Raw genomic sequence first — 23,889 nt, forward strand, 5'->3', positions numbered from 1 at the left:
TGGGGCGAGAGCACGGAGTGCGGCGGTCCATGCTCCTGCTCGTGCTCGCGGCACCGCGGCTTAGCGACCTGCCGCACTCCGCTCTCACCTTGGAAATCTAGCGGGATCGAAAGACACAAGCGGCTTCCGCAGCGCGCCGCGCCGCGCCTTCGGCGCGTGCCCTCAAGCCCCTCTCCCGCGCGCGGGAGAGGGGCTTGGAAGGCGCGAGCGTGCCGGGCGTGACCTTTGGCGCTGCCGGGCTCACGCCGCCCGGCGCATGCTCGGCCGGTCCGCCCTGCCGAGGTGCCCCATGCTCAAGCCGCTCGTTCTCGCCGTCTCGCTCGCGTTGCTCGCTCCGACCGCCGCGTTGGCGCAGGCGCCCGCCTCCGCCGCGCAGGCGAAGGCGCCGCCCGCCTGGGTCGCGCGCAGCAACGAATACGCGCAGATCCTGCTGCAGGCGCAGGCGCCGTTCGCGCCGGAGCAGATGTCCTTCCTCGGCGTGCCCGGCTACGACGATCAGGTGGCCGACCTCGGCCCGGACAACGGCCGCCGCTTCCGCGAGGCGACCGCCCGCGCCCGCGCCGAACTGCAGGCGAAGCTGGCGACCGAGCGCGATCCGAACGTGCGCCAGGATCTCGAGATCATGATCCGCGCCGCCGACGATGCGATCGAAGCGAGCGAGGTCAACGAGCGCCTCACCCGTCCGTGGCTCGACGCCGGCCAGACCGTGTTCCAGGGCATGCAGTCGCTGCTGTCCGACCAGACCCAGCCGGAGCGTCGCGCGCTGGCGCTCAAGCGCCTGCAGCGCTACGTGGGCCTGGCCGAGGGCAGCACGCCGATCGCCACGCTCGCCCGCCAGCGTTACGAGGAACGCCGCGATCCCAAGCTGCTGCAGCCGACGCGGATCGAGGTCGAGCAGGCGCTCGACAACCTGCCGAGCTACCTGAAGGGCATCCGCGGGCTGTTCGCCAAGTACGGCATCGAGGGCGCCGAGCCCGCGCTGGCGGCGCTCGAGAAGCAGCTCACCGAGTACGCCGCCTGGTCGAAGGCCAGCGTGCTGCCGGGCGCTCGCACCCGCTACGCGCTGCCGCCGGAGCTGTATGCGCTGCAGCTCAAGAACTTCGGCATCGACATCCCGCCGCAGCAACTGATCGAGCGCGCGCGCGTGGGCTTCATGGAGACCCGCGCGGCGATGCAGCAGCTCGCGCCGCTGGTGGCGAAGGAGAAGGGCCTGAAGGAGACCGACTACATCGCCGTCATCCGTGCGCTGAAACAGCCGCAACTGAAGAACGACCAGATCGAGCCGCATTACCGCAACGTGGTGATGCCCGAGCTCGAGCGGCTGATCGCGCAACACCGCGTGGTCACCGTGCCCAACCGGCCGATGCAGATGCGGCTGGGCACCGAGGCCGAGAGCGCGGCGCAGCCGGCGCCGCACTTCCTGCCCGCGCCGCTGGTGGGCAACACCGGCCAGCAGGGCACGTTCGTGTTGCCGCTCGGCAACCCGAACGCCGGCGCCGAGAGCGCCTACGACGACTTCAACTTCCCCGCCGTGGCGTGGACGCTGACCGCGCACGAGGGCAGGCCAGGGCACGAGCTGCAGTTCACCGCGATGGTGGAGCGCGGGGTGTCGCTGGCGCGCACGCTGTTCGCGTTCAACTCGGTCAACGTCGAAGGCTGGGCGCTGTACGCGGAGGCGGAGATGGTTCCATACGAGCCGCTCGACGGCCAGTTGTTTGCGCTGCAGTTCCGGCTGATGCGCGCCGCGCGCGCGATGCTCGATCCGATGCTCAACCTCGGCCTGATCGACCGCGATGCGGCATTCGAAGTGCTCACCGAGGACGTCGGCCTGTCCAAGGCCATGGCGCGGCAGGAGATCGACCGCTACACCGTCAACGCTCCCGGCCAGGCCGGCAGCTACTTCTACGGCTACCAGCGCATCCTCGCGCTGCGCATGGAGGCCGAGATCGCGCTCGGCGACCGCTTCGACCGCAAGGCGTTCAACGACTTCCTGCTCGACCAGGGCCTGCTGCCGCCGGACCTGCTGGCCAAGGCCGTGCGCGAGCAGTTCATTCCGCAGCAGAAGGCGAAGAAATAGTCGCGGCAGCAAGGCCGGTACCGGCCAAGGAGGGGCGCGGACGAACGCGTCGGTGGGGCCGAGCAGGAAGCGAAGCCCAACGACGGGATGTCGCCTGTCGGATCGTGCGACCAGCCTTGCCCATGGCGGCATCGCGATCCGTGTTCATCCGTGCCAATCCGTGGCCAAGCGACGCGCTCACGTCACCTTGGCCAGCATCCGCCGGTGGCCGATCAGGCGCGCCCAGCGGGTGCCGACGTCGATCCAGCAGACGTAGGCGGCCTCGCCGGCCAGCCGCAGCAGCGTGCGCGGGGTCCAGCGCAGGCGCGGTTCGGCGGCGCACAGTTCCCAGTCGTAGCCGAGCTGGCGCGCGAACAGCGCGCAGCGGGCGAGGTGGTAGCGGTTGCTGAGCAGGGTCACGCGGCGACGCACGCCCTCGCCGAGCAGACGCCGCGCGTTGCGCAGGTTCTGCAGGGTGTCGCGCGATTCGGCCTCCAGCACCAGCGGCGCCTCGAGCCCGATGCCGCGCTGCCACAGCACGCGACGCGCGATTTCGGCCTCGGTCGGCTCGCCGGGCGCGCCGCCGCCGAGCAGCACCAGCCGCTGCGGCGGCCGCGACCGCCACAGCGAGACGGCGCGATCCAGCCGCGCCTCGAAATCGTGGTCGATATGGCCGCAGGGCGCGTGCTTGCCGAACAGCAGCACGCATTCGCCGTGCTCGGGATGATGCGGCGCGCGCCGCGCCACCCGCAGCACGTGCAGGAAGTAGCCGACGTACACCAGCCCCGCGCTGAGCACGCACGCGGCCAGGCTGACGGCGAGCGAATGCAGCACGTCGCGGTCGCCGATCAGGGCGAGGCGGTGGGCGGTGCGGGTGGTCATGCGTGAAGCGGACAGGCAGGCGGCTTCCCCGTGCGCAGGATACGCCCCCGCGCCGGCCTGCGCGCGCGCAGGCCACGGCTATACTCGTTCGGCTTGATGATGGAGCCTGGTGTGCCGCACGCCCTGCCTGACCCGATCGCGCCATTGGCCGTGCGCGCCTGGACCTGCACCACCGCCCTCGGCCGCGGCCGCGCGGCGCAGCTCGAAGCGCTGGCGGCACGCCGCAGCGGGCTGCGCCCGAACGACTTCGGGCCGCACGCGGAGGGCCGTCCGCTCGAATGCTGGATCGGCCGCGTCGAGGGCATCGAGGACGCGCCGCTGCCGCCGGCGCTCGCCGGATACGAGTGCCGCAACAACCGCCTGGCCTGGATCGCGCTGCAGCAGGATGGCGTGCTGGACGCGGTGCGCGCCGCGATCGCGCGCCACGGTGCCGAACGCGTGGCGCTGGTGCTGGGCACCTCCACCGCCAGCATCGGCGCCAGCGAGGAGGCCTACACCCGTCTGCAGGACACGCCCGAAGGCGCGCGCTTTCCGGACGAGCTGGCACGACCGATCGTGCACACGGTGCATTCGCTCGGCGCGTTCGTGCAGGCGCTCACCGGCGCGCGCGGGCCGTGCGTGACGGTGGCGACCGCCTGTTCGTCGAGCGCGAAGGTATTCGCGCAGGCGCACCGGCTGATCTCCGCGGGGCTGGCCGATGCGGCGCTGGTCGGCGGCGTGGACACCTTGTGCGGCAGCGTGCTGTACGGCTTCAACTCGCTGCAACTGGTGGCGCGCGAGCCGTGCCGGCCGTTCGACGCCCATCGCGTGGGCCTTTCGCTCGGCGAGGCCGGCGGCTTCGCGCTGCTGGAGCGCGCGGCGGCCGGCGAAGGCGGCCTGCAGTTGCGCGGCTACGGCGAGTCCAGCGACGCCCACCACATGTCCGCACCGCATCCGGACGGGCTGGGCGCGCAGATCGCGATGCGCGATGCGCTGGCGCGCGCGGGCATCGCCGTCGACGCGGTCGGCTACCTGAACCTGCATGGCACCGCCACGCCGGCCAACGACACGGTCGAGGCGAAGGCGGTCGCCGCGCTGTTTCCGCCCGCGCTGCATGCCAGCTCGACCAAGGGCTGGACCGGGCACACGCTGGGGGCCGCCGGCATCGTCGAATCGGTGATCGCGCTGCTGGCGCTCGAACACGGCCTGCTCCCCGGCACGCTCAACGCCTCCACGCCGGATCCGGCCTGCGGCCCGCAGATCCGCTTCGACAACGCGCACGCCGACGTGCGCTTCGCGATGAACAACTCGTTCGGCTTCGGCGGCAACAACTGCTCACTGGTGTTCGCCCGCGCATGAGGATGCGAATGACCCACACTCCGCGCGGAGCGGCCGCATGACCGCGCTCGCCGCCCGTATCGAGGGCATCGGTTTCTGGGCGTCCGGCCTGCCCTCGTGGGAGGCCGCGCGCGCGTTCGCCAACGGCGGCACGCCGCTCGAAGGCGCGCCCGCGCGGCCCTCGCCGCAACTGCTGCCGCCGAACGAACGCCGGCGCGCGCCGGAGACGGTGGCGGTCGCGCTGGAAGTGGCGCTCGCCGCCTGCACCGCGGCCGGACGCGATCCGAAGGCGCTGCCGTCGGTGTTCGCTTCCACCCACGGCGAGCTTGCGATCACCGATTACATGTGCGCCACGCTCGCCGAAGCGCCGGCCACGATCTCGCCGATCCGCTTCCACAACTCGGTGCACAACGCCGCCGCCGGCTACTGGACGATCGGCGCCGGCGCGATGGCACCGGCCACGGCGATCAGCGCCTACGACGCCAGCTTCGCGCAGGGCCTGATCGAAGCGCTGGCGCAATTGGCCGCCGGCGCCGAGGCGGCGCTGCTGGTCGGCTACGACAGCCACGCGGTCGGCCCGCTCGGCACGATGGCGCGCAGCATCGGCCTGCTGGGCGCGGCGCTGGTGCTTTCGCGCGACGACGGCCGGCCGGGCCTGCGCGTGCGCGCGGCGTTAATGAACGGGACGCTACAACCGACGGCGGCGTCCGGCCCGCTGGGGCGGCACGCCGCCGGCAACGCCATGGCGCCGATGCTGCCGCTGTTCGACGCGCTCGCCGCCGGCCGCCCGCAGGCCGCGCTGCATGCCGGCCCCGGCCACGTGCTCAACCTGGAGATCGATCATGGCTGATCCTCGCCCTTCCGCGCGCCGCGCGGTGACGCCATGAGCGCGCCGTTCGCGGTGCCGCCGGCGCTCGGCCGGGTCGCGGTGGTGATCCCCGCGCTCAACGAGGAGAAGGCGATCGCCGGCGTGCTCGATTCGGTGCTCGCGCTCGGCCTGCCGGTGATCTTCGTCGACGACGGCTCCGACGACGCCACGCCCGAGATCGCCGCCGCGCGCGGCGTCACCCTGATCCGCCACCCGCAGCGCATGGGCAAGGGCGAGGCGCTGCGCGACGGTTTCCGCGAGGCGCTGCGGCAGGGCTTCGACGGCGTGGTGACGATGGACGGCGACGGCCAGCACGTCGCCGCCGACGTGCCCCGCCTGCTCGAGGCCGCCGCCGCGCATCCGGGCCACATCGCGATCGGCGCGCGCATCCTCAACCGTCACCGCCAGCCGCCCTACCGGCGCTGGGCCAACAACTTCGCCGACTGGGGCATCGGCTGGGCGTGCGGGCAGCGGCTGATCGACACCCAGAGCGGCCAGCGCTACTACCCGCGCGCGGCGATGGAGCTGGTCGACATCGAGACCGAGGGCTTCGTGTTCGAAAGCGAGATCCTGATCGAGGCGAGCTGGCGGCGCGGCCTGCGGGTGGTGGCGGTGCCGATCGAGTCGCGCTACCAGGGCGAGTTCCGCCCGAGCCACTTCCGCTCGCTGCCGGATTTCCTGCGCATCACCTTCCGCGTGATCGCCAAGATCGTGCGCGCCGGCTTCCTGTGGGGACACTACCGGCGCTCGCGACGCGAGCGGCCGCTGATCCACGGCGCGCCGCCGGCCGATGCCGGCGCCGTCGCGCAGGCGGAAGCCGCCCGCTGACCCTTCCACCGACCAGGACCCCCCGCATGGCCGCTGCCGCTTTCGACTACGACGTCGCGATCCTCGGAGGCGGCCTGGCCGGGCTCACCCTCGCCCTGCAACTGCGCCGGCAGGACGACGCGCTGCGGATCGTCGTGCTCGAACGCCACCGCCATCCGGTGCGCGAGGCCGCGTTCAAGGTCGGCGAATCGACGGTGGAAGTCGGCGCGCACTATTTCGCCGACGTGCTGGGCCTGCGCGAGCATCTGGAACAGGAACAGATCCGCAAGTTCGGCTTCCGCTTCTTCTTCAGCGAAGGGCGCGAGGACATCGACCGCTGCACGGAACTGGGCGTGAGCCGGCTGCTGCCGACGCCCTCGTGGCAGATCGACCGCGGCCGCTTCGAGAATTTCCTCGCCGAGCGCGTACGCGCCGAAGGCATCGAGCTGCGCGGCGGCACCGTCGTGCGCGCGCTGGAGATGGGCGGCGCCGGCGAGGCGCACCGCGTCGCCAGCGAATGCGACGGCGAGCGCACGACGCTGTCGGCGCGCTGGCTGGTGGACGCGTCCGGCCGCGCCGGCCTGATCAAACGCAAGCTCGACCTGGCGCTGCCGAACGCGCACGACGCCAACGCGGTCTGGTGGCGCGTGGACGGCCTGCTCGATCCCAACGACTGGTCGCAGGACGAGGCCTGGCTGTCGCGCTGCACGCCGCCGGACCGCTGGCGCTCGACCAACCACCTGTGCGGGCCGGGCTACTGGGTGTGGCTGATCCCGCTCGCCTCCGGCGCGCATTCGGTGGGCATCGTCTGCGATGCGAAGATGCACCCGCTGTCGACCATGAACACCCACGCCAAGGCGATGGACTGGATGCGCGAGCACCAGCCGCGCCTCGCGCGTGCGCTGCAGGCGCCGCAGCACCGCGTGCAGGATTTCCTGTTCCTGCGCCACTTCTCGTATTCGTGCAAGCAGGTGTTCTCGGCCGACCGCTGGGCGCTGACCGGCGAGGCCGGCGTGTTCCTCGATCCGTTCTACTCGCCGGGCAGCGACTTCATCGCCATCGCCAACACCTACATCTGCGACCTGATCCGCAAGGACCGCGCGGGCGAGGCGCTGGCGCCGTACGCGTCGCTGTACCAGCAGTTGTTCTTCTCGTTCTACGAGAACACGCTCTCGCTCTACCAGGACCAGTACCCGCTGTTCGGCGATGCGCAGGTGATGCCGGTCAAGGTGATCTGGGACTACACGTTCTACTGGTCGGTGCTGGCGCCGCTGTTCTTCGCCGGCCGCCTGACCGATCTCGCGACCTTGGGCGCGTTGCGGCCCGCGTTCGGCGCGGCCAGTGCGCTCAATGCGGCCATGCAGCGCCTGCTGCGCGAGTGGGGCGAACGCAACGATGGCCGGCCATCGCCGGCGCGGCTGCTCGACCAGTACCGCATCGACTGGTTCCGCGAGCTCAACCGCGCGTTGCACGATCCGCTCGATCACAGCGGCTTCATCGCCCGCATCGAAGGCAACGTCGCGCGCATGCACGCGCTCGCGGCGGAGATCCTCGCGCAGGCCCGTGCCGAGCACCCTGCGCTCGACGATCACGGCCTGACCGCGCTGCTGGCGGCACCGGCCGCGGTCGATCCGCAGCTCGACGCCCACTGGTACGCACGCGCCGCCTGACGGCTCAGGCCGGCGCGCCGGCGTCGAGCTCGTGCGGTGCGATCGCGCGCACCGCATAGCCGCGCAGCGCCGAAGGACTGCGTACGCCGATCCCTTGCGCACGGCCTTCGACGTACAGCGTCACGTGCGGCGGCGGCAGCGGAAGCTGCGTGCCCAGCAGGCGGCCCAGGCCATGGTGGAATGCGGCCATCGCCGGCATGGTCAGCAGCGCGATCACGCTGTGGGTGGCGCCGAAGCGGCCGTCGTCGCGGCGCGCCGGCTTGCGCAGCAGACGGTATTCGCCGGTCGTCGCGAAGTGCCAGTCGTGCGCCTCGTACAGCGTGCGCACGGCGGCGGTCAGGTAAGGATCGCGCAGGCTCGCGCGCAGGCGTTCGGCCAGCCGTCCGCCGATCAGGGTGACGTGCAGTTCGCGTTTGGGCTGCAGCCGCAGGCCATCGAGCGTCAGCGGCCGCACCGGCGGCGGCGCCGCCAGCGGCATGACGAGCGTGCCGGCGTCGGACCAGCCGGGCCAGGCGGGAGCGGGGGTGTGGGCCAGATGCAAGCGATGTGGAGCGCGGGGTGCACGGCATGATGCCGCGGCCGGGTGCGGCAAGGGCAGGCAGGTGATGGTCCCGGTCGCTCCGCGTCGGATTCCAACCTGAGCCGAACGCGCGCGGCGCTTGCCCTCACCCCGACCCCTCGCCCGCAGTCGCGAGAGAGGCATCGCGATCCGCGTGTATCCGCGCGAATCCGTGGCCGCAATCCAAGCCCTCCCCTTCAAGGGGAGGGTTGGGGGAGGGTGTTGCGACGAGATCAGGCGCGGACGCGCAGGCCGGGCCCGCTTGCGCGAGGCCCGGCCTGCGGTGGTGGCGTGCCGATCCCGGCGCCCGGGAGCGGCTGGCGTCGCTCAGCGGTTGCGGTCGCTGGAGGACGAACCGCCTTCGGACTGCTTGCCCTTCTCGACCAGCTCGCTCACGCGCTGGCCGCCCATCTTGCCGAGCTCGGAATAGCCCTCCGGCCCGAGCTGTTCCTTGCGGGCTTCGCCGCCCATCTTGCCGAGCTCGGAGTAGCCCTCCGGACCCAACTGCTCCTTGCGGGTTTCGCCGCCCTTCTTGCCGAGCTCGGAGTAGCCCTCCGGGCCCAACTGCTCCTTGCGGATCTCGCCGCCGATCTTGCCGGCTTCGCGCACGCTCATGTCGCCGCCCTGGCCCTGAGTCTGGCTGCCGAAGTTCTGCTGGCCACCGCGGCCCTGTTCGTTGCGGTTCTGTTCGTTGCGGTTCTGCTCGTTGTCGTTACGGGTGTTGGCCATTTCTCTTCTCCTGGAAGGTTGCTCCGGATGGAAGCGCGTGCCGCGTCGTGCGGCGGAGCGCACGTCGCGGTGACCGCGCGGTCTCACGCGGCTTCGCAGGTGTCGCAATCCGCATGCCAGCCCGGCAGCCAGCCGCGGGCGCGGTCCCGCGCGATCGGCGCGGCGCGGCGGCGGCAACTAATTCGTGCGGCCTGCAGGAAGTTCCGGTGCGTCCGCGTGCGGCGCGACGCGCACCAGCCGCGGCGTGTGCGCCGGCAACCAGCCGGCCCAGCGCGGGAAGCGGCGGATGACGTGGTAGACCAGCGGCCGGATGAGGCGGCGGAACAGGCTCGGCATCGGCAGGCTGTCGGCGTGCATGCGGGTGCAGTGCTCGCGCATCAGCGTGTCCAGTCGGCCGTGCAGTTCGCGGTTGAAGTCGCGGTCGCGCACGAACACGTTGGCCTCCAGGTTCAGCGACAGGCTCAGCGGGTCGAGGTTGCTGGAACCGACCGTGGCCCAGTCGTCGTCGATCACCGCGACCTTGCCGTGGAACGGCCGCTGGCAGTACTCGTACACCTCCACGCCGGCATCGAACAGCGTGTGGTACAGCGTCCGCGCCGCCGGCTGCGCCAGCGGCTCGTCGGGCTGGCCCTGCAGGATCAGCGCGACGCGCACGCCGCGCCGCGCCGCGCGCAGCAGTTCGCGCAGGAAGCGGTAGCCGGGGAAGAAGTAGGCGTTGGCGATCACGATACGCTCGCGCGCGCCGCGGATCGCCGCGCGGTACTCGCGCTCGATCGCGTCGCGGTGGCCGCCGTTGTCGCGCACGCGGAACAGCACCCGCGCCGGGCCCGCCGCGTCCCCTGCCGTCTGCGCCGGATGCCGCCAGCGCTCGGCATCGCGCGGCGAGCGCAGCGCGGCGCGGGCGAAATCGCGGATGTCGGCGACGATCGGGCCGCGCAGCTCGACCGCGTAGTCCTGCTTCGCCTCCGGGCCGTGCGCGCGCACGTGGTCGATCGAATAGTTGATGCCGCCGACGAACGCGCATTCGCCGTCCACCACCAGCAGCTTGCGGTGCAGCCGGCGGAAGATGTGCAGACGCACGCCGAGCAGCGTCGGGCGCGGATCGTAGACGTGGAAGCGCACGCCCGCCTCGGCCAGCGCGCGCAGGAAGCCCTCGGAGAAGCGCGGCGAGCCGTAGCCGTCGACCGTCACCTGCACCTCGACGCCGCGCCTTGCGGCCGCGATCAGCCGCTCGTGCAGCGCCAGCCCGATCTCGTCCTCGAACAGGATGAAGGTTTCCAGCAGCACCTCGCGGCGCGCGCGCTCGATCGCCTCGAACACGCGCGCGTAGTACGCCTCGCCGTTCTCCAGCAGGCGCACCGCGTTGCCGTCGCGCCACGCGGGCTCAGCCATGGCCGGCCCCCGGTTGCGGTTCGACCTCGGCATACAGCACGGCGTGGTCGGACAGCCGCGACCACGGCCGGTTCGACAGCACGTGCGCCGCGGTGGCGCGCGCGTTGCGCAGGTAGATGCGGTCCAGCGGCAGCAGCGGCCAGCGTGCCGGGAACGTGCGCGCCAGCCGACCGTGCGCCTGCTCGAACACCTCGTGCAGGCCGCAGTCGCGCAGGCGCGCGTGGCCGCGTCCGCGCCAGTCGTTGAAGTCGCCGGCCACCACCAGCGGCGCCCGCGGCGGCACCTCGCGTTCGAGCAGACGGCACAGCAGATCGAGCTGCCGGCGCCGGTGCGACTCGCGCAGGCCGAGATGCGCGCAGACCACGTGCACGCGCGTGGCTTCCTCGACCGGATCGAGCACGCAGTGCAGCAGCCCGCGCGGCTCGTGACCCGGCACCGACACGTCGTGGTTGCACTGGTGCACGATCGGGAACTTCGACAGCAGCGCGTTGCCATGATGGCCCGCCGGATAGGCCGCGTTGCGTCCGTAGGCGAACTCCGGCCACAGCCGCTCGGCCAGGTATTCGTAGTGCGGCATCGCCGGCCACTCCGGGTGCCGGCGCGCGTGGCCGCTGTGCTCGCCGACCACCTCCTGCAGGAACACCACGTCCGCGCGCACGCTGGCGATCGCCTGCCGCAGTTCGGGCAGCACGAAGCGCCGGCGGTCCATGCCGAAACCCATGTGGATGTTCGCGGTGAGCACGTGCAGCCGTGGCATGGCATCTCCGGGCGCGAGGCGCGTTCAGGGTGATCTCGGCGGCGTGCAGTCCGGGTCGAAGCCGCGCGTTGGCCTTCATCCCGGAGTCACCTAGCGGCCACGGTGCGCCGACCGCCGCTGCGTAAGGTGAGTGGGTCCATTCGACGGAGGCAGCCATGAACCACACCCCGAACGAGCCCCGCGATCTCAATCGCGATCCCATCACCGGCGCGCCGGGCGCGCATCCGCTCGGCGTCGGCGTGGGCGGCGTGGCCGGCGGCGCGGTCGCCGGCGCGCTCGCCGGCACCGTGTTCGGTCCTCTCGGCACGCTGATCGGCGCCGGCGTCGGCGTGGTGGCGGGCGCCGCCGCCGGCAAGGCGGTCGCCGAGCGCATCGACCCGACCGGCGAGATCGACTATTGGCGCGAAGCCCATCGCAGCCGCGAGTACGTCAAACCCGATCGCGACTTCGAGCGCGACTACCGGCCGGCTTACGAGTACGGCATCGGCGCGCGCGAACGGCATCGCGATCGCGACTGGCAGGAGGTCGAGCGCGACCTCGGCAGCCAGTGGCCGCACGCGCGCGCCACCTCGCAACTGGATTGGGACGACGCGCGCCACGCCGCGCGCGATGCGTGGGAGCGCACCGACCGCACCTACCGCACCTACGGCGCGGGCGACCGCTACTTCGCTTCGCGCTTCGAGCATAGCCCCTATCGCTCCAGCGAGGAGAGCTTCGACGACTACCGCCCCGCGTACCGCTACGGCATGCAGGCGCGCAGCCGCTACGGCGAACGCGACTGGGACGACCGGCTCGAGGCGGAACTGCGCGAAGGCTGGGAGCGCATCAAGGGCGGCTCGCGGCTGACCTGGGAACGCGCCAAGCACGCGGTGCGCGAAGCCTTCCACACCCGCGAGGACGAGTACCTCGGCGCGGAGTGGACCGAGACCGGGCTGGGCGCACCGACCACCGGCACGACCCGCAGCGGCATCGGCCCCGGCACCGACCGCGGGTTCTGAACACGCGGTCGGTACGCCGTCGCCACGGAGACAGGCTCAGCCGAAGCGCGCGATCGCCTCGACAAGCGCATCGCGCGCCCGCGTCGCGAACGCGCGGACGGCCGCGGACACCCGCGGCTCGCCGGCCACGCGCGTCCAGAAGTCCTGCGCCAGGCGCGCCGCCGTCTGCCACGTGGGCAGATGCTCCGGCATCGGCGGCACGACCGCGTACTCGCGTTCGACCACCTCGCCGGACCCCGCCGGCCGCAGCAGCATCGGCGACATGTCATAGCTCGGCGCCAGCGCCAGCGGGCGCGCGTCGGCAAGCACGAGCCCGACGTTGCCGAGGTGCATGTCGGTGTCGGCGATCAGCGCGCCGAACCAGCCGCGCAGCGCGAGTTCGTGGGCGTCGGTCGCGGACAGCCAGCCGTCGCGGTGCAACTGCGGCGCGAGACGCCACCACGCGGTCGAGCCGTGGCCGTAGTGCGCGGCATCCAGCGCCGCCAGCGAGACGAAGCCGCGCCGCCCCAGCGGCGGCGTGCGGTCGAAGCGGACGGATTCGAGGAAGACGCGGCCGTCGGCGTCCAGCAGTTCGCTTTCGGCCGCATGCAGGCCGTGCGCGCGCAGGCTTTGCCCGGCGATGTGCTCGCAGACCAGCAGGTCGGCCCAGCGCCGGCCCGCCGGGTTGGTCGTGCGCTCGCTGAATTTGACGATCACCGGGGTCGGACGTTCGTCGCGCAGACGCAGGGCGACGAACTTGGGCTGCTCGCCGCCGGCGGAAGAGCCGATCACCTCGCCGCGCAGCACCGCTTCGGCGCGCTGCGGATAGGCGCGCACGCGCTCATCCGGCCGCAGCACCTCCCGCGGCGCCAGCACCTGCTGCATCGCGCGCTCGAGGGACGCTTCGCCGAGCACCAGATCGCCCGCGCCGTCCTCGCCGTGCAGCAGCAGCGCGAGGACGACGTCGTCCGCCTGCCAGAGCTGCAGGTCCGCCGGCGCGCCGATCTCGGCCGCGACGCGGCGCGCGAACGCGCGGCCAAGGAAACCCTGCGGACGCTGATCGTCGACAAACCACGGCAGCCCGGGGAACAGGCCGTGCGCGAACTCGCCGTCGAGGAAGGCCGGCAGCGGTCGATCCGGTTCGAAATGGAACAGGCCGCCTTCCAGCGCACGCAGCTCGCCCAGGCGCGCGGGCCGACCCTCGGGGTCGATGCGGTAGAGGGGCCAGCGCTGCCCGGCGCGGCCGATCTCGCGCGCCCAGGCGTAGCGCGTGGCGCGCGCGCGGCCCAGCCGCACCACTCGCGGCCCGGCCGCCGCGAGCAACCGCGACACGGTCGGCTGGCTGACCCCGAGCGCGGCACCCAGCTCGGCCGCGGTCAGGGTGCCGCGGGCGCGGAACAGGCGTTCGAGGTCGGGCGGGCGGGTCCGGGGCATGCCCGGATCATGCATCGATCACTGAATAGATTCAATGCGACGCCCTCGCAGTGCGATCAATGGCTTGTCTGCGTTTTGTCGGCCTTTGTGAATAGATACCCGAACCCCTGATCTCAGGCGGCCTGCCGCGCCTCCGTGCGCCCAGCGTCCCACTGCGCCCACAGCTCGGCCTCGCGCTGCCTGGCCTTGTGCAGGTGCGCGTCCTTGACGTGGCCGTAGCCGCGGATGTGGTCCGGGATCGAGGCGATCTCGACCGCGAGCCGCAGGTTGCCCGTATCCAGCTTCGCCAGCAGACGCTCGACGGTGGCGAAGTACTCCTCGATCAGCCGGCGCTCGGTGCGGCGCTCGTCGGTGTAGCCGAAAATGTCGAGCTTGGTCCCGCGCAGTCCGCGCAGCTTGGCCAGCAGCCTGAATGCGGTGAACACCCACGGCCCGTATTCGCGCTTGATCAGCCGGCCTTCGGCGTCCTTCTTCGCCAGCAGCGGCGGGGCGAGGTGGAACTTCAGTTTGAAGTCGCCCTCGAACTGCTGCGCCAGCCGGCGCTGGAACTCGCCGCTGGTGTACAGCCGCGCCACTTCGTACTCGTCCTTGTAGGCCATCAGCTTGAACGCGTAGCGCGCCACCGCCTCGGTGAGATCGGTGCTGCCCGGCGCCTTCGCGCTTTCCACTGCGCGCACCCTGGCGACGAGGTCGGCGTAGCGCCTGGCGTAGGCAGCGCTCTGGTAGTCGGTGAGGAACGCGACGCGGCGCGCGATCAGCTCGTCCAGCGAGCGCGACAGACGCGCGTCGTCGAGCGGCAGGAACGCCACTTCGCCGCCGCCGTGCGACGGCACGTGGCGCAGCTCGTCGGTCTCGCGCACGGGCTTCGGCGCCACGTTCGCGCCCCACTCGTGGCCTTCCCACTCGCCCGGCTTCAGCACCGGCAGGTCGAGCGCGTTGCCGGCATTCGGTGCGCTCGGCGCGATGCCGGCGGCGTCCAGCACCGCGCGCATGTCGAGCGCGGCCAGGCGGCCCCAGGCGAACGCGGTCTTGTTCATTTCCACCGCCGCGCCGTTGAGTTCGATCGCGCGCATCAGCGCCTCGAACGTCACCGGGACCAGCCCGCGCTGCCAGGCGTAGCCGAGCATGAACAGGTTGGTGGCGATCGCATCGCCGAGCAGCGCGGTGGCGAGCTGGGTGGCATCGACCTGCAGCGGATCGCGCCCGCCGAGCGCGGTGCGCACCGCGGCGACGATGTCGGCGGCCGGGAACTTCATGTCCGGCCGGGTGGTGAACGTGCCCGGCATCGCCTCGTAGGTGTTGAGCACGACCTGGGTGCGGTCGGCGCGGATCTTCGACAGCGCCCAGTAGTCGTTGACCACCACCATGTCGCAGCCGAGCACGAGGTCGGCTTCGCCGGCGGCGATGCGCACCGCGTGCAGCTCGGCCGGCGTGCGGCCGATGCGCACGTGGGTGGTCACCGCGCCGCCCTTCTGCGCCAGCCCGGTCTGGTCGAGCACGGTCGCGCCCTTGCCTTCCAGGTGCCCGGCCATGCCGAGCAGCGCGCCGATGGTGACCACGCCGGTGCCGCCGACGCCGGTGATCAGGATGTTCCAGGGCCGGTCGAGCGCCGGCAGTTGCGGCATCGGCAGGTTCGCCAGCCGGTCCTTCGCGTTCGAACCCTTCTGCTTGCGCAACTGGCCGCCTTCGACGGTCACGAAGCTCGGGCAGAAGCCGTTGACGCAGGAGAAGTCCTTGTTGCAGTTCGACTGGTCGATCTCGCGCTTGCGGCCGAACTCGGTCTCTTTCGGCAGCACCGAGACGCAGAACGACTTCTTGCCGCAGTCGCCGCAGCCCTCGCACACCAGCGAGTTGATGACGACGCGCTTGTTCGGATCCGGCATCTTGCCGCGCTTGCGGCGGCGACGCTTCTCGGTGGCGCAGGTCTGATCGTAGATCAGCACCGTCACGCCCGGCGTCTCGCGCAGGCGCTTCTGCACGGCGTCCAGTTCCTTGCGGTCGAAGAACTCGACGCCGCTGGGGAAGATCGACCGGTCCGACCACTTCGCGATGTCGTCGGACAGCACCACGATCGTCTGCACGCCCTCGGCGCGCACCTGGTGGGCGATCTGCGGCACGCTCAGCACGCCGTCCACCGGCTGGCCGCCGGTCATCGCCACCGCGTCGTTGTAGAGGATCTTGTAGGTGATGTTGACCCCGGCGGCGATCGACTGGCGGATCGCCAGCGAGCCGCTGTGGAAGTAGGTGCCGTCGCCGAGGTTCTGGAACACGTGCGGCGTCCGGGTGAACGGCGCCTGCCCCGCCCAGGTGACGCCTTCGCCGCCCATATGGGTGAAGGTGTCGGTGCTGCGGTCCATCCACGTGACCATGTAATGGCAGCCGATGCCACCGAGCGCGCGCGAGCCCTCCGGCACCACGGTCGAGGTGTTGTGCGGGCAACCGGAGCAGTAATGCGGCACGCGCGGGAACTGCGCGCGCGGCAGCGCGAGCTCGGATTCCTTCTCGGCCATCCAGCGCAGCACGTTCTCGATGTGCTCGGAATTGTGGAAGCGCTGGATGCGGCGCGCGATCACCCGCGCGATGCGCGCCGGCGTCAGTTCCGAGGTCGACGGCAGGATCCACTCGCCGGCCTCGTCGTACTTGCCGACGATGCTCGGGCGCTCCGGCCAGTTGTACATCTGCTCCTTCATCTGGCTCTCGATGAAGGCGTGCTTCTCCTCCACCACCACGATGTCGGACAGGCCGCGCACGAACGCGCGCAGGCCGACCGGCTCCAGCGGCCAGGTCATCGCCACCTTGTAGACGCGGATGCCGAGATCGGCGCAGGCGCGCGCGTCGAGCCCGAGGTACTCGAGGGCCTGCAGCACGTCGAGGTAGCTCTTGCCGGTGGTGATGATGCCGAGCCGCGGGTTCGGCGAATCGATGACGATGCGATCGATCCGGTTGGCGCGCGCGAACGCCTGCGCCGCCTTGACCGCGTACTGGTGCAGGCGCATCTCCTGCTCCAGCGGCGGATCCGGCCAGCGGATGTTGAGCCCGCCCGGCGGCAGCTCGAAGTCTTCCGGCAGCACGATCTGCAGCGCCAGCGGATCGACGTCCACCGAGGCCGACGATTCCACGGTTTCGGCGATCGTCTTGAAGCCGACCCAGCGGCCGGTGAAGCGGCTCATCGCCCAGCCGATGAGGCCGAGGTCGAGGATCTCCTGCACGCCGGCCGGATTGAGCACCGGCATCATCGCGCTGACGAACTCGTGCTCCGAGCCGTGCGGCAGGGTCGAGCTGCGGCAGGCGTGGTCGTCGGCGGCAAGCGCGAGCACGCCGCCATGCCTGGAGGTGCCGGCGGCGTTGGCGTGCTTGAACACGTCGCCGCAGCGGTCCACGCCCGGGCCCTTGCCGTACCACATGCCGAACACGCCATCGACGGTGGCGCCGGGGAACAGGGTGGTCTGCTGCGTGCCCCACACCATCGTCGCGCCGAGGTCCTCGTTGAGGCCCGGCGTGAACTTCACCCCCGCCTTCTCCAGGTGCTTGCGCGCGCGCCACAGTTCGAGGTCGAAGCCGCCGAGCGGCGAGCCGCGATAGCCGGAGATGAAGCCCGCGGTGTTCAACCCCAACGCCTGGTCGCGCAGCCGCTGCATCAGCGGCAACCGCACCAGCGCCTGCACGCCGGACAGGTAGATGCGGCCCTGCAGGCGGGTGTATTTGTCGTCCAGCGTGTAGCCCGGATCGGCGAGGGAACGGGCAAGGTCGACGGAAGCCGGGGAGGCGAGTTCGGCGGTGCTGGTCATGGCGTGCGGCGCGCGCGGGCGCGGTGGCGGTGGCGGCAGGGGGAGCGTCGATGCGGCCCGGGAGCACGCACGGGCCGAGCAAAGACCCGGAATTGTAGCAGCCGGGCCCTCTCCGCCCGGCGGGCGGGGCGCGCGGACGTCCCCGCATGCCCTACTCCGGCGCATGGAGCAACGCCGGGTGCGCTGCAAACGTATGCACGAGGTCGCGGCCGCGCCGCGCCCGCCGGGCCACCACGGCGCTGGTATGTTCGACCTCCCGACCGCACGCCCCCCTCCCGTGAGCCCAGCGCCACCTCTCGACGCGTTCGACCTCATCATCTTCGGCGGCACCGGCGATCTGGCGCAGCGCAAGCTGCTGCCCGCGCTGTTCCATCGCTACGCCGACGGGCAGATCACCGATGCGGCACGCATCTACGGCCTGGCGCGCGACAGCCTCGACGACGGCGGCTACCGCGAGCGCGTGCGCGCGGCGCTGCAAAAAACGATGCACGACGCCCGCGCGGCGGAAGCGCTGGACGGCTTCCTCGCGCTGCTGCGCTATCGCACGATCGATCTCACTTCCGACGCCGGCTGGCCGGAGCTGGCCGGCGAACTCGGCGCCTGCGACCGCGTGCAGGTGTTCTACCTCGCGGTCGGGCCCGACCTGTTCGGCCACGTCGGCGACCGCCTGCAACGCCACGGACTGGCGCGGCCGTGCACGCGCGTGGTGGTGGAAAAGCCGATCGGGCGCGACGCGGTGTCGGCGGCGGCGATCAACGACGCGCTCGGGCGCGTGTTCGCCGAGTCGCAGATCTTCCGCATCGACCACTACCTCGGCAAGGAAACGGTCCAGAACCTGACCGCGCTGCGCTTCGCCAACGCGCTGTTCGAGCCGCTGTGGAACGCGGGCCACATCGACCACGTGCAGATCACCGTCGCCGAGACGGTCGGCCTGGAGCGGCGCGCCAGCTACTACGACCGCGCAGGCGCGTTGCGCGACATGGTGCAGAACCACATCCTGCAGTTGCTGTGCCTGGTGGCGATGGAGCCGCCGGCCTCGCTCGATGCCGACGCCATCCGCGACGAGAAGCTCAAGGTGCTGCGCGCGCTGAAGCCGATCGACGCGCACAGCGCCGCGCAGCTCACCGTGCGCGGCCAGTACCGCGCCGGCGCGGTCGAAGGCCAGGCGGTGCCGGGCTACCTCGACGAACTCGGTCGCACCGATTCGCGCACCGAGACCTTCGTCGCGCTCAAGGCCGAGATCGCCAACTGGCGCTGGGCCGGCGTGCCGTTCTACCTGCGCACCGGCAAGCGGCTGGCGCAACGCGTGTCCGAGATCGTCATCAGCTTCCGTCCGGTGCCGCATTCGATCTTCGGCGAGCAGCCGCTGTCGCCCAACAAACTGGTGCTGCGCCTGCAGCCGGACGAGGGCGTGACCTTGTGGATCACCAACAAGGTGCCCGGCCCCGGCGGCCTGCGCCTGCGCAACGTGCCTCTGGACATGAGCTTCGCCGAGACCTTCGGCGGCGCGCGTCACCCGGATGCGTACGAGCGCCTGCTGATGGACGTGGTGCGCGGCAACGCGATGCTGTTCATGCGGCGCGACGAGGTGGAAGCGGCCTGGGCGTGGATCGATCCGATCCGCGCCGCGTGGGAGGCCAGCGACGATGCGCCCAAGCCGTACACCGCCGGAAGCTGGGGCCCGAGCGCGGCGGTGGCGCTGATCGAGCGCGAGGGCCGGCACTGGCACGAGGACGCGGGTTGACCGGTTCAGTCTGCGGCATGCGCGCGACCGCTCCGGTGCGTCCGGCGTTCAACACGCGCGTGGTTCACTGCGCATCGGCGCGGCGCAGGTCGTCCGCGCCTCGTCCGGCTCAACGGTAATTTTCGACCCATGCCCCTGCATCCCGTCGTCGCCGAAGTCACCCAGCGCATCGTCGAGCGCAGCCGCGACTCGCGCGCGCGCTATCTCGCGCAGATCGACGCCGCCGCCGACAAGGGCCCGAAGCGCGCGCGGCTGTCGTGCGGCAATCTCGCCCACGGCTTCGCCGCCTGCGGCATCGACAAGCCGGCGTTGCGCGCCGGCGTGGCGCCCAACATCGGCATCGTCACCGCGTACAACGACATGCTCTCCGCGCACCAGCCGCTGGAGCGTTTTCCGGAGCTGATCAAGCAGGCCGCGCGCGAGGTCGGCGCCACCGCGCAGGTGGCCGGCGGCGTGCCGGCGATGTGCGACGGCGTGACCCAGGGCCGCGCCGGCATGGAGCTGTCGCTGTTCTCGCGCGACGTGATCGCGCTGTCCACCGCGGTCGCGCTGTCGCACGACATGTTCGACGCCGCGCTGTACCTGGGCGTGTGCGACAAGATCGTGCCGGGCCTGCTGATCGGCGCGCTGCGCTTCGGTCACCTGCCCGCGATCTTCGTGCCGGCCGGGCCGATGCCCTCGGGCCTGCCGAACGACGAGAAGTCGCGCGTGCGCCAGCGCTACGCCGAAGGCAAGGCAAGTCGCGAGGAGCTGCTGGAAGCCGAGGCGCAGAGCTACCACGGTCCCGGCACCTGCACGTTCTACGGCACCGCCAATTCCAACCAGATGCTGATGGAGCTGATGGGCCTGCACCTGCCGGGCAGCAGCTTCGTCAATCCGAACACGCCGCTGCGCGACGAACTCACCCGCGAGGCGGCGCGCCGCGTGGCGGCCATCACCGCGCTCGGCGAGGACTACCGGCCGATCGGCCGCATCGTCGACGAGCGCGCGATCGTCAACGGTGTGGTCGGCCTGCACGCCACCGGCGGTTCCACCAACCACCTGCTGCACCTGGTCGCGATGGCGGCCGCGGCCGGCATCGACCTGCGGCTGGAGGATTTCGACGCGCTCTCGCGGGTGGTGCCGCTGCTGGCGCGCGTGTATCCCAACGGCAGCGCCGACGTGAACCACTTCCACGCCGCCGGCGGTCTCGGCTTCCTGATCGGCGAGCTGCTCGATGCCGGCCTGCTGCACGGCGACGTCGAGACCATCGCCGGGACCGGACTCGATCGCTACCGCGCCGAGGCGAAGCTCGGCGACGACGGCCGCGTGGTGTATGCGCCGGCGCCGCGGATCAGCGCCGATCCGGCCGTGCTGCGCCCGGTGCGCGAACCGTTCCGCGCCGACGGCGGCCTGCGTGTGCTGACCGGCAACCTCGGCACCGCGGCGATCAAGGTCTCGGCGGTCCCGGAGGACCGCTGGGTGATCGAGGCGCCGTGCCGCGTGTTCCACGACCAGAGCGAGGTCAAGGACGCGTTCGGTCGCGGCGAACTGGAACGCGACGTGGTGGTGGTGGTGCGCTTCGAGGGCCCGCGCGCCAACGGCATGCCCGAGCTGCACCAGCTCACGCCGCTGCTGTCGGTGCTGCAGAAGCGCGGCCATCGCGTCGCGCTGGTGACCGACGGGCGCATGTCGGGCGCGTCGGGGCAGGTGCCGGCGGCGATCCACGTCACCCCGGAAGCGGCGGCGGGCGGACCGATCGCCCGGCTGCGCGATGGCGATGTGGTGCGCGTGGACGCGGTGGCGGGCACGTTGTCGGTGCTCGTGGACGAGGCGGAATTCGCCGGGCGTCCTGCCGCGCAGGCGGATCTGTCGCATCACGGGCACGGGCTGGGACGTGAGCTGTTCGCGCTGTTCCGCGATGCGGTCGGCCCGTCCGACCGCGGCGCGAGCGTGTTCGGTCTGCTTTAGGGTCTCTCTTTCCTGTGCGCGCCAGAGGCGACTTTTCGCGGCTGCAGCCGCTCCTGCGGGGTTTGCGATGAGGTCGAAACAACAACAGCTCGCCGACCTGTTCGCGCTCGCGCCGGTGATTCCGGTGGTGGTCATCGACGATGCCGCGCTCGCGGTGCCGATGGCGCGCGCGCTGGTGGCCGGCGGGCTGCCGGCGATCGAGATCACCCTGCGCACGCCGGCCGCGCTGGAGGCGGTGCGCGCGATCGCGCAGGAGGTCGAAGGCGCCGTGGTCGGCGTCGGCAGTGTGCGTACGCCGCGCGATTTCGCCGAGGCGGAAGCGGCTGGCGCGCGGTTCGCGGTGTCGCCCGGCAGCACGCCCGGCCTGATCGCCGCCGCTCACGACACCGCCCTGCCGTGGCTGCCGGGCGCGGCGACCGCGAGCGAGGCGATGACGCTGGCCGAGGCGGGCCTGGCCCACCTCAAGTTCTTCCCGGCCGAGGCGATCGGCGGCGCCGCCGCGCTGAAGGCGTTGGCCGGGCCGCTACCGTCGCTGCGCTTCTGCGCCACCGGCGGCATCGAGCCGGGCAATGCGCCGGCCTACCTCGCATTGCGCAACGTGCCGTGCGTCGGCAGCTCGTGGTGCACGCCGGCCGATGCGCTGGCGTCGCGCGACTGGGCGGAGATCGAACGCCGCGCCCGTGTCTGCGCGGCATTGCGCCGGGAATGAGCGCCCGGTTCAGGCAAACGCGCGCGAGCGCCGTTACCATCCGGCCGTCCCAGGGGGGATTTGTCCACATCGACGCCATGCTCCGCACAGTCCTGCTTGCGGCGCTTCTGCTCGCGCCTCTTGCCGCAGGCGCGCAGTCGCTGCCGAAACCTGCCGAGTTCTATTTCGACGAAGACGCAAGCGCCCTGCGCCCGATCGAGGTCGTGCGCGAGAGCGGCGATGCCGCCGTGCAGCGCCTGCTGAAGGTGATCGAGCGCCGTCCGGACAGCGCCGACGCCGAACGCCTGCAGTTGGCGCACGTCGCCTTCGCCGGCGGTCGCGCCGAACTCGGACGCCGGCTCTACGCCGAGGCGCAGGCGCGCATCGACCGCAACCACGCGTTGTGGCGTGCGCTGAAGTGGAACTGGGGCTGGGATCTGTACCGCGCCGGCGATGCGCAGGGCGCCTTCGAGCAGTGGCGCGAGCTGGCGCTCGCGCGCGGCATCAACGCGTCCTGGATGCCGCCGACCTTCGCGCTGGCGCTGTGGACCCTGGGTCGCAAGGACGAAGCGGTGCAGTGGTACGCCGCCGCCGTGCGCACCGAGCCGGCGCAGTGGTCCACGCCGGCGCGCTATGCCGCGCTGCTGCCGCACTGGCGCGACGAGGAGCGTGCGACGCTCGCCGAAGTGCAGCGGGCCTGGGCCGCGAATCCGCCGGCGTGGCCCTGAGCGCCCGTCGCACACCTGCGCCGTTTTCGGCCAGCACCGTCGCTCGACCCGCCACCATGAGCCCGCGCCGCCACGGCGCCGGTCGCCGCGAGACGCGCGGCTCTGCTAACGTTGCGCGCGGCGCCTCATGGACGACGACATGCCGACCCGCGTTCGCCTGCTCCGCATCGCCGGTCTTGCGCTTTCGCTCGCGCTGACCACCGGCTGCGCCGAAGACGCGCGCCCGCCGGTGCGCAACCACGCACCGAAGCAGGCCTATCTCATCACCTTGACGGTCGAGAACCCGCCGGCGCCGGTGACGGCGATCGAGGGGCATGCCAGCTATCAGGTGATGGATACCGAGTGCCTGCCGAAGGCGTTCTACTTCGGTTACAACACCGGCATATCCGCCGTCAGCGAACCCGTACGGCTTCGGCCCGTCGCGCCGAACGTCTGGCAAGGCGTCGTGTATCCCGATCTCTACCTCGGCCAGCCGCAGACGGACGATCTGGGCGTGTGCGATTGGGAGTTCATCGGGGCTGGAGCCGAGTTTCTCGTCAAAGGCTTCCGCCTCGCCGTCGACGTTCCGAAGAGCAGCCTTGGGACGACGATTCGATATCGCTTCAAGAATGAGTGGTTGACGAACCCGGCATTCGCCGACTTTCGTCAATCCGGCGACCGGGTGGACGTCGGGAGTACGTCCCCGCATGCCGGGCAATACTTCTATATGGACGTCGATGCCAAGGAGGTGACACATGGTGAGCAGCCGTGAGTACGCTGCGCTAGCAGCAGGCAGTTACCAGAGCCCGCCGAAGCCGGTTCTGACGGGGACAGCAGAGTTCGAAGTCGTCAAGCATGTCGACCTTCCGTCGGGCTATCAGGCGACTCTTTACCGCCGTGCGGGAACGAACGAATACGTCCTGGCCCACCGCGGAACGGAAACCGGGCGTGGCCTAGGCGAACTGTTCAGGGATGGCGTGGCAACCGATCTCGGAATGGTGCGCACCAGTCTCAACCGGCAAACGCCGGACGCGCTGGCATTCACACGCTTGGCTCTTGATTACGTGAGTTCGAAAGGCGGCGTGCTCACCGTCACCGGCCACTCCCTCGGCGGCTGTCTCGCGCAGATCACCGCCAGCCACTACGGCCTGCGCGCGAGACGTTCAACGCCTACGGCGCGGCGCGGCTGGCCTACTACCACGACGGGGTGATGCGGATCGTGCCGGAGGGCGGTGCGCAGGTGGTCAACCACGTGCGTGCGACCGACCTCGTCAGCGCCGCCAGCGCGCACTTCGGCACCGTGCGCGCGTACGCGCTGGAGGAGGACATCCAGGCCTTGCGCCGGGCCGGCTACGTCGGCGTGCCGCTGCCGCCGGCGATGCAGGCGGCGCGCGGCGTGCTGGGCGCGGTCGCCACCCTCGACGCGCACACCATCGACAACTTCACCCGCACGCCGTTGCTCGATGCCGCCAACGAGCAGCGCTACCGCGCGCACCGCGCCACCATCGAGGCCTACCGCGGCGACGTGCTGGCCGTGCGGCTGTCGCAGTCGCCCGCCGAGTGG

The 23,889-nt window shown here is 71.5% G+C and carries 18 protein-coding genes and 2 pseudogenes; 13 read left to right on the plus strand and 7 right to left on the minus strand.

Annotated elements, in window-relative coordinates; all coding sequences use genetic code 11:
• Positions 1 to 289: 289 nt before the first annotated feature.
• On the plus strand, positions 290 to 2,077 hold the full coding sequence (locus tag FQY64_RS12895; protein WP_186761011.1) for a DUF885 domain-containing protein: 1,788 nt from the start codon (positions 290 to 292) through the stop codon (positions 2,075 to 2,077).
• Between the two features lie 177 nt (positions 2,078 to 2,254).
• On the opposite strand, the gene FQY64_RS12900 is transcribed toward FQY64_RS12895, so the two are convergent.
• A complete protein-coding gene (locus FQY64_RS12900) occupies positions 2,255 to 2,938 on the minus strand; it encodes a YdcF family protein (RefSeq protein WP_146474885.1) in 684 nt (227 codons plus the stop codon).
• 135 nt (positions 2,939 to 3,073) lie between these two features.
• Between FQY64_RS12900 and FQY64_RS12905 the strand changes: the two genes are divergently transcribed.
• The 4 genes from FQY64_RS12905 to FQY64_RS12920 are packed head-to-tail and all read left to right on the plus strand — an operon-like array spanning position 3,074 to position 7,600.
• Positions 3,074 to 4,276 carry a beta-ketoacyl-[acyl-carrier-protein] synthase family protein gene (locus FQY64_RS12905; protein ID WP_146474917.1) on the plus strand — a complete coding sequence of 401 codons (1,203 nt, stop codon included), beginning with the start codon at positions 3,074 to 3,076 and terminating at the stop codon, positions 4,274 to 4,276.
• Positions 4,277 to 4,313: 37 nt separating this feature from the next.
• Complete coding sequence (locus tag FQY64_RS12910) at positions 4,314 to 5,105, plus strand: beta-ketoacyl synthase chain length factor (RefSeq protein WP_146474887.1); 792 nt, start codon at positions 4,314 to 4,316, stop codon at positions 5,103 to 5,105.
• A 33-nt stretch (positions 5,106 to 5,138) separates the two neighbouring features.
• Positions 5,139 to 5,951: a glycosyltransferase family 2 protein gene (locus tag FQY64_RS12915; RefSeq protein ID WP_146474889.1), complete on the plus strand. Its 813-nt coding sequence runs from the start codon at positions 5,139 to 5,141 to the stop codon at positions 5,949 to 5,951.
• A gap of 26 nt (positions 5,952 to 5,977) precedes the next feature.
• Positions 5,978 to 7,600: an NAD(P)/FAD-dependent oxidoreductase gene (locus tag FQY64_RS12920; protein WP_146474891.1), complete on the plus strand. Its 1,623-nt coding sequence runs from the start codon at positions 5,978 to 5,980 to the stop codon at positions 7,598 to 7,600.
• A gap of 4 nt (positions 7,601 to 7,604) precedes the next feature.
• On the opposite strand, the gene FQY64_RS12925 is transcribed toward FQY64_RS12920, so the two are convergent.
• From FQY64_RS12925 to FQY64_RS12940, 4 genes are all read right to left on the minus strand, one after another.
• Positions 7,605 to 8,141, minus strand: coding sequence for a hypothetical protein (locus FQY64_RS12925; RefSeq protein WP_146474893.1), 537 nt, complete (start codon positions 8,139 to 8,141; stop codon positions 7,605 to 7,607).
• A 345-nt stretch (positions 8,142 to 8,486) separates the two neighbouring features.
• Positions 8,487 to 8,888, minus strand: a complete 402-nt coding sequence (locus FQY64_RS12930; RefSeq protein ID WP_146474895.1) for a KGG domain-containing protein — start codon at positions 8,886 to 8,888, stop codon at positions 8,487 to 8,489.
• A gap of 177 nt (positions 8,889 to 9,065) precedes the next feature.
• Complete coding sequence (clsB, locus tag FQY64_RS12935; RefSeq protein WP_146474897.1) at positions 9,066 to 10,280, minus strand: cardiolipin synthase ClsB; 1,215 nt, start codon at positions 10,278 to 10,280, stop codon at positions 9,066 to 9,068.
• Positions 10,273 to 11,037: an endonuclease/exonuclease/phosphatase family protein gene (locus FQY64_RS12940; RefSeq protein WP_146474899.1), complete on the minus strand. Its 765-nt coding sequence runs from the start codon at positions 11,035 to 11,037 to the stop codon at positions 10,273 to 10,275. Before FQY64_RS12940 ends, clsB begins: the two co-directional genes overlap by 8 nt.
• 155 nt (positions 11,038 to 11,192) lie before the next feature.
• Between FQY64_RS12940 and FQY64_RS12945 the strand changes: the two genes are divergently transcribed.
• Entirely contained in the window at positions 11,193 to 12,035 is an 843-nt protein-coding gene (locus FQY64_RS12945) for a hypothetical protein (RefSeq protein WP_386112850.1), read from the plus strand.
• Between the two features lie 36 nt (positions 12,036 to 12,071).
• On the opposite strand, the gene yjjJ is transcribed toward FQY64_RS12945, so the two are convergent.
• Positions 12,072 to 13,448: a type II toxin-antitoxin system HipA family toxin YjjJ gene (yjjJ, locus tag FQY64_RS12950; RefSeq protein WP_146474901.1), complete on the minus strand. Its 1,377-nt coding sequence runs from the start codon at positions 13,446 to 13,448 to the stop codon at positions 12,072 to 12,074.
• Positions 13,449 to 13,561: 113 nt separating this feature from the next.
• Positions 13,562 to 17,176, minus strand: a pseudogene (locus tag FQY64_RS12955) (indolepyruvate ferredoxin oxidoreductase family protein); the annotation flags it as partial.
• 304 nt (positions 17,177 to 17,480) lie between these two features.
• Here FQY64_RS12955 and zwf point away from each other — a divergent pair.
• From zwf to FQY64_RS12990, 7 genes and pseudogenes are all read left to right on the plus strand, one after another.
• Positions 17,481 to 18,980 carry a glucose-6-phosphate dehydrogenase gene (gene zwf, locus FQY64_RS12960; RefSeq protein ID WP_146474905.1) on the plus strand — a complete coding sequence of 500 codons (1,500 nt, stop codon included), beginning with the start codon at positions 17,481 to 17,483 and terminating at the stop codon, positions 18,978 to 18,980.
• Positions 18,981 to 19,109: 129 nt separating this feature from the next.
• Entirely contained in the window at positions 19,110 to 20,930 is a 1,821-nt protein-coding gene (gene edd, locus FQY64_RS12965) for a phosphogluconate dehydratase (RefSeq protein WP_146474907.1), read from the plus strand.
• A gap of 67 nt (positions 20,931 to 20,997) precedes the next feature.
• Positions 20,998 to 21,639 carry a bifunctional 4-hydroxy-2-oxoglutarate aldolase/2-dehydro-3-deoxy-phosphogluconate aldolase gene (gene eda, locus FQY64_RS12970; protein ID WP_146474909.1) on the plus strand — a complete coding sequence of 214 codons (642 nt, stop codon included), beginning with the start codon at positions 20,998 to 21,000 and terminating at the stop codon, positions 21,637 to 21,639.
• 77 nt (positions 21,640 to 21,716) lie between these two features.
• On the plus strand, positions 21,717 to 22,346 hold the full coding sequence (locus FQY64_RS12975) for a tetratricopeptide repeat protein (RefSeq protein WP_146474911.1): 630 nt from the start codon (positions 21,717 to 21,719) through the stop codon (positions 22,344 to 22,346).
• A gap of 127 nt (positions 22,347 to 22,473) precedes the next feature.
• A complete protein-coding gene (locus FQY64_RS12980; RefSeq protein ID WP_146474913.1) occupies positions 22,474 to 23,097 on the plus strand; it encodes a hypothetical protein in 624 nt (207 codons plus the stop codon).
• A complete protein-coding gene (locus FQY64_RS12985; RefSeq protein WP_146474915.1) occupies positions 23,081 to 23,536 on the plus strand; it encodes a Tle-like phospholipase domain-containing protein in 456 nt (151 codons plus the stop codon). The genes FQY64_RS12980 and FQY64_RS12985 overlap by 17 nt, the downstream gene beginning before the upstream one ends.
• Positions 23,536 to 23,889: pseudogene (locus FQY64_RS12990) on the plus strand (hypothetical protein); the annotation flags it as partial. The gene FQY64_RS12985 and the pseudogene FQY64_RS12990, both read left to right, overlap by 1 nt.

It is taken from the genome of Vulcaniibacterium thermophilum, from assembly GCF_007923255.1.
Classification (GTDB): Bacteria; Pseudomonadota; Gammaproteobacteria; order Xanthomonadales; family Xanthomonadaceae; genus Lysobacter_F; species Lysobacter_F thermophilum.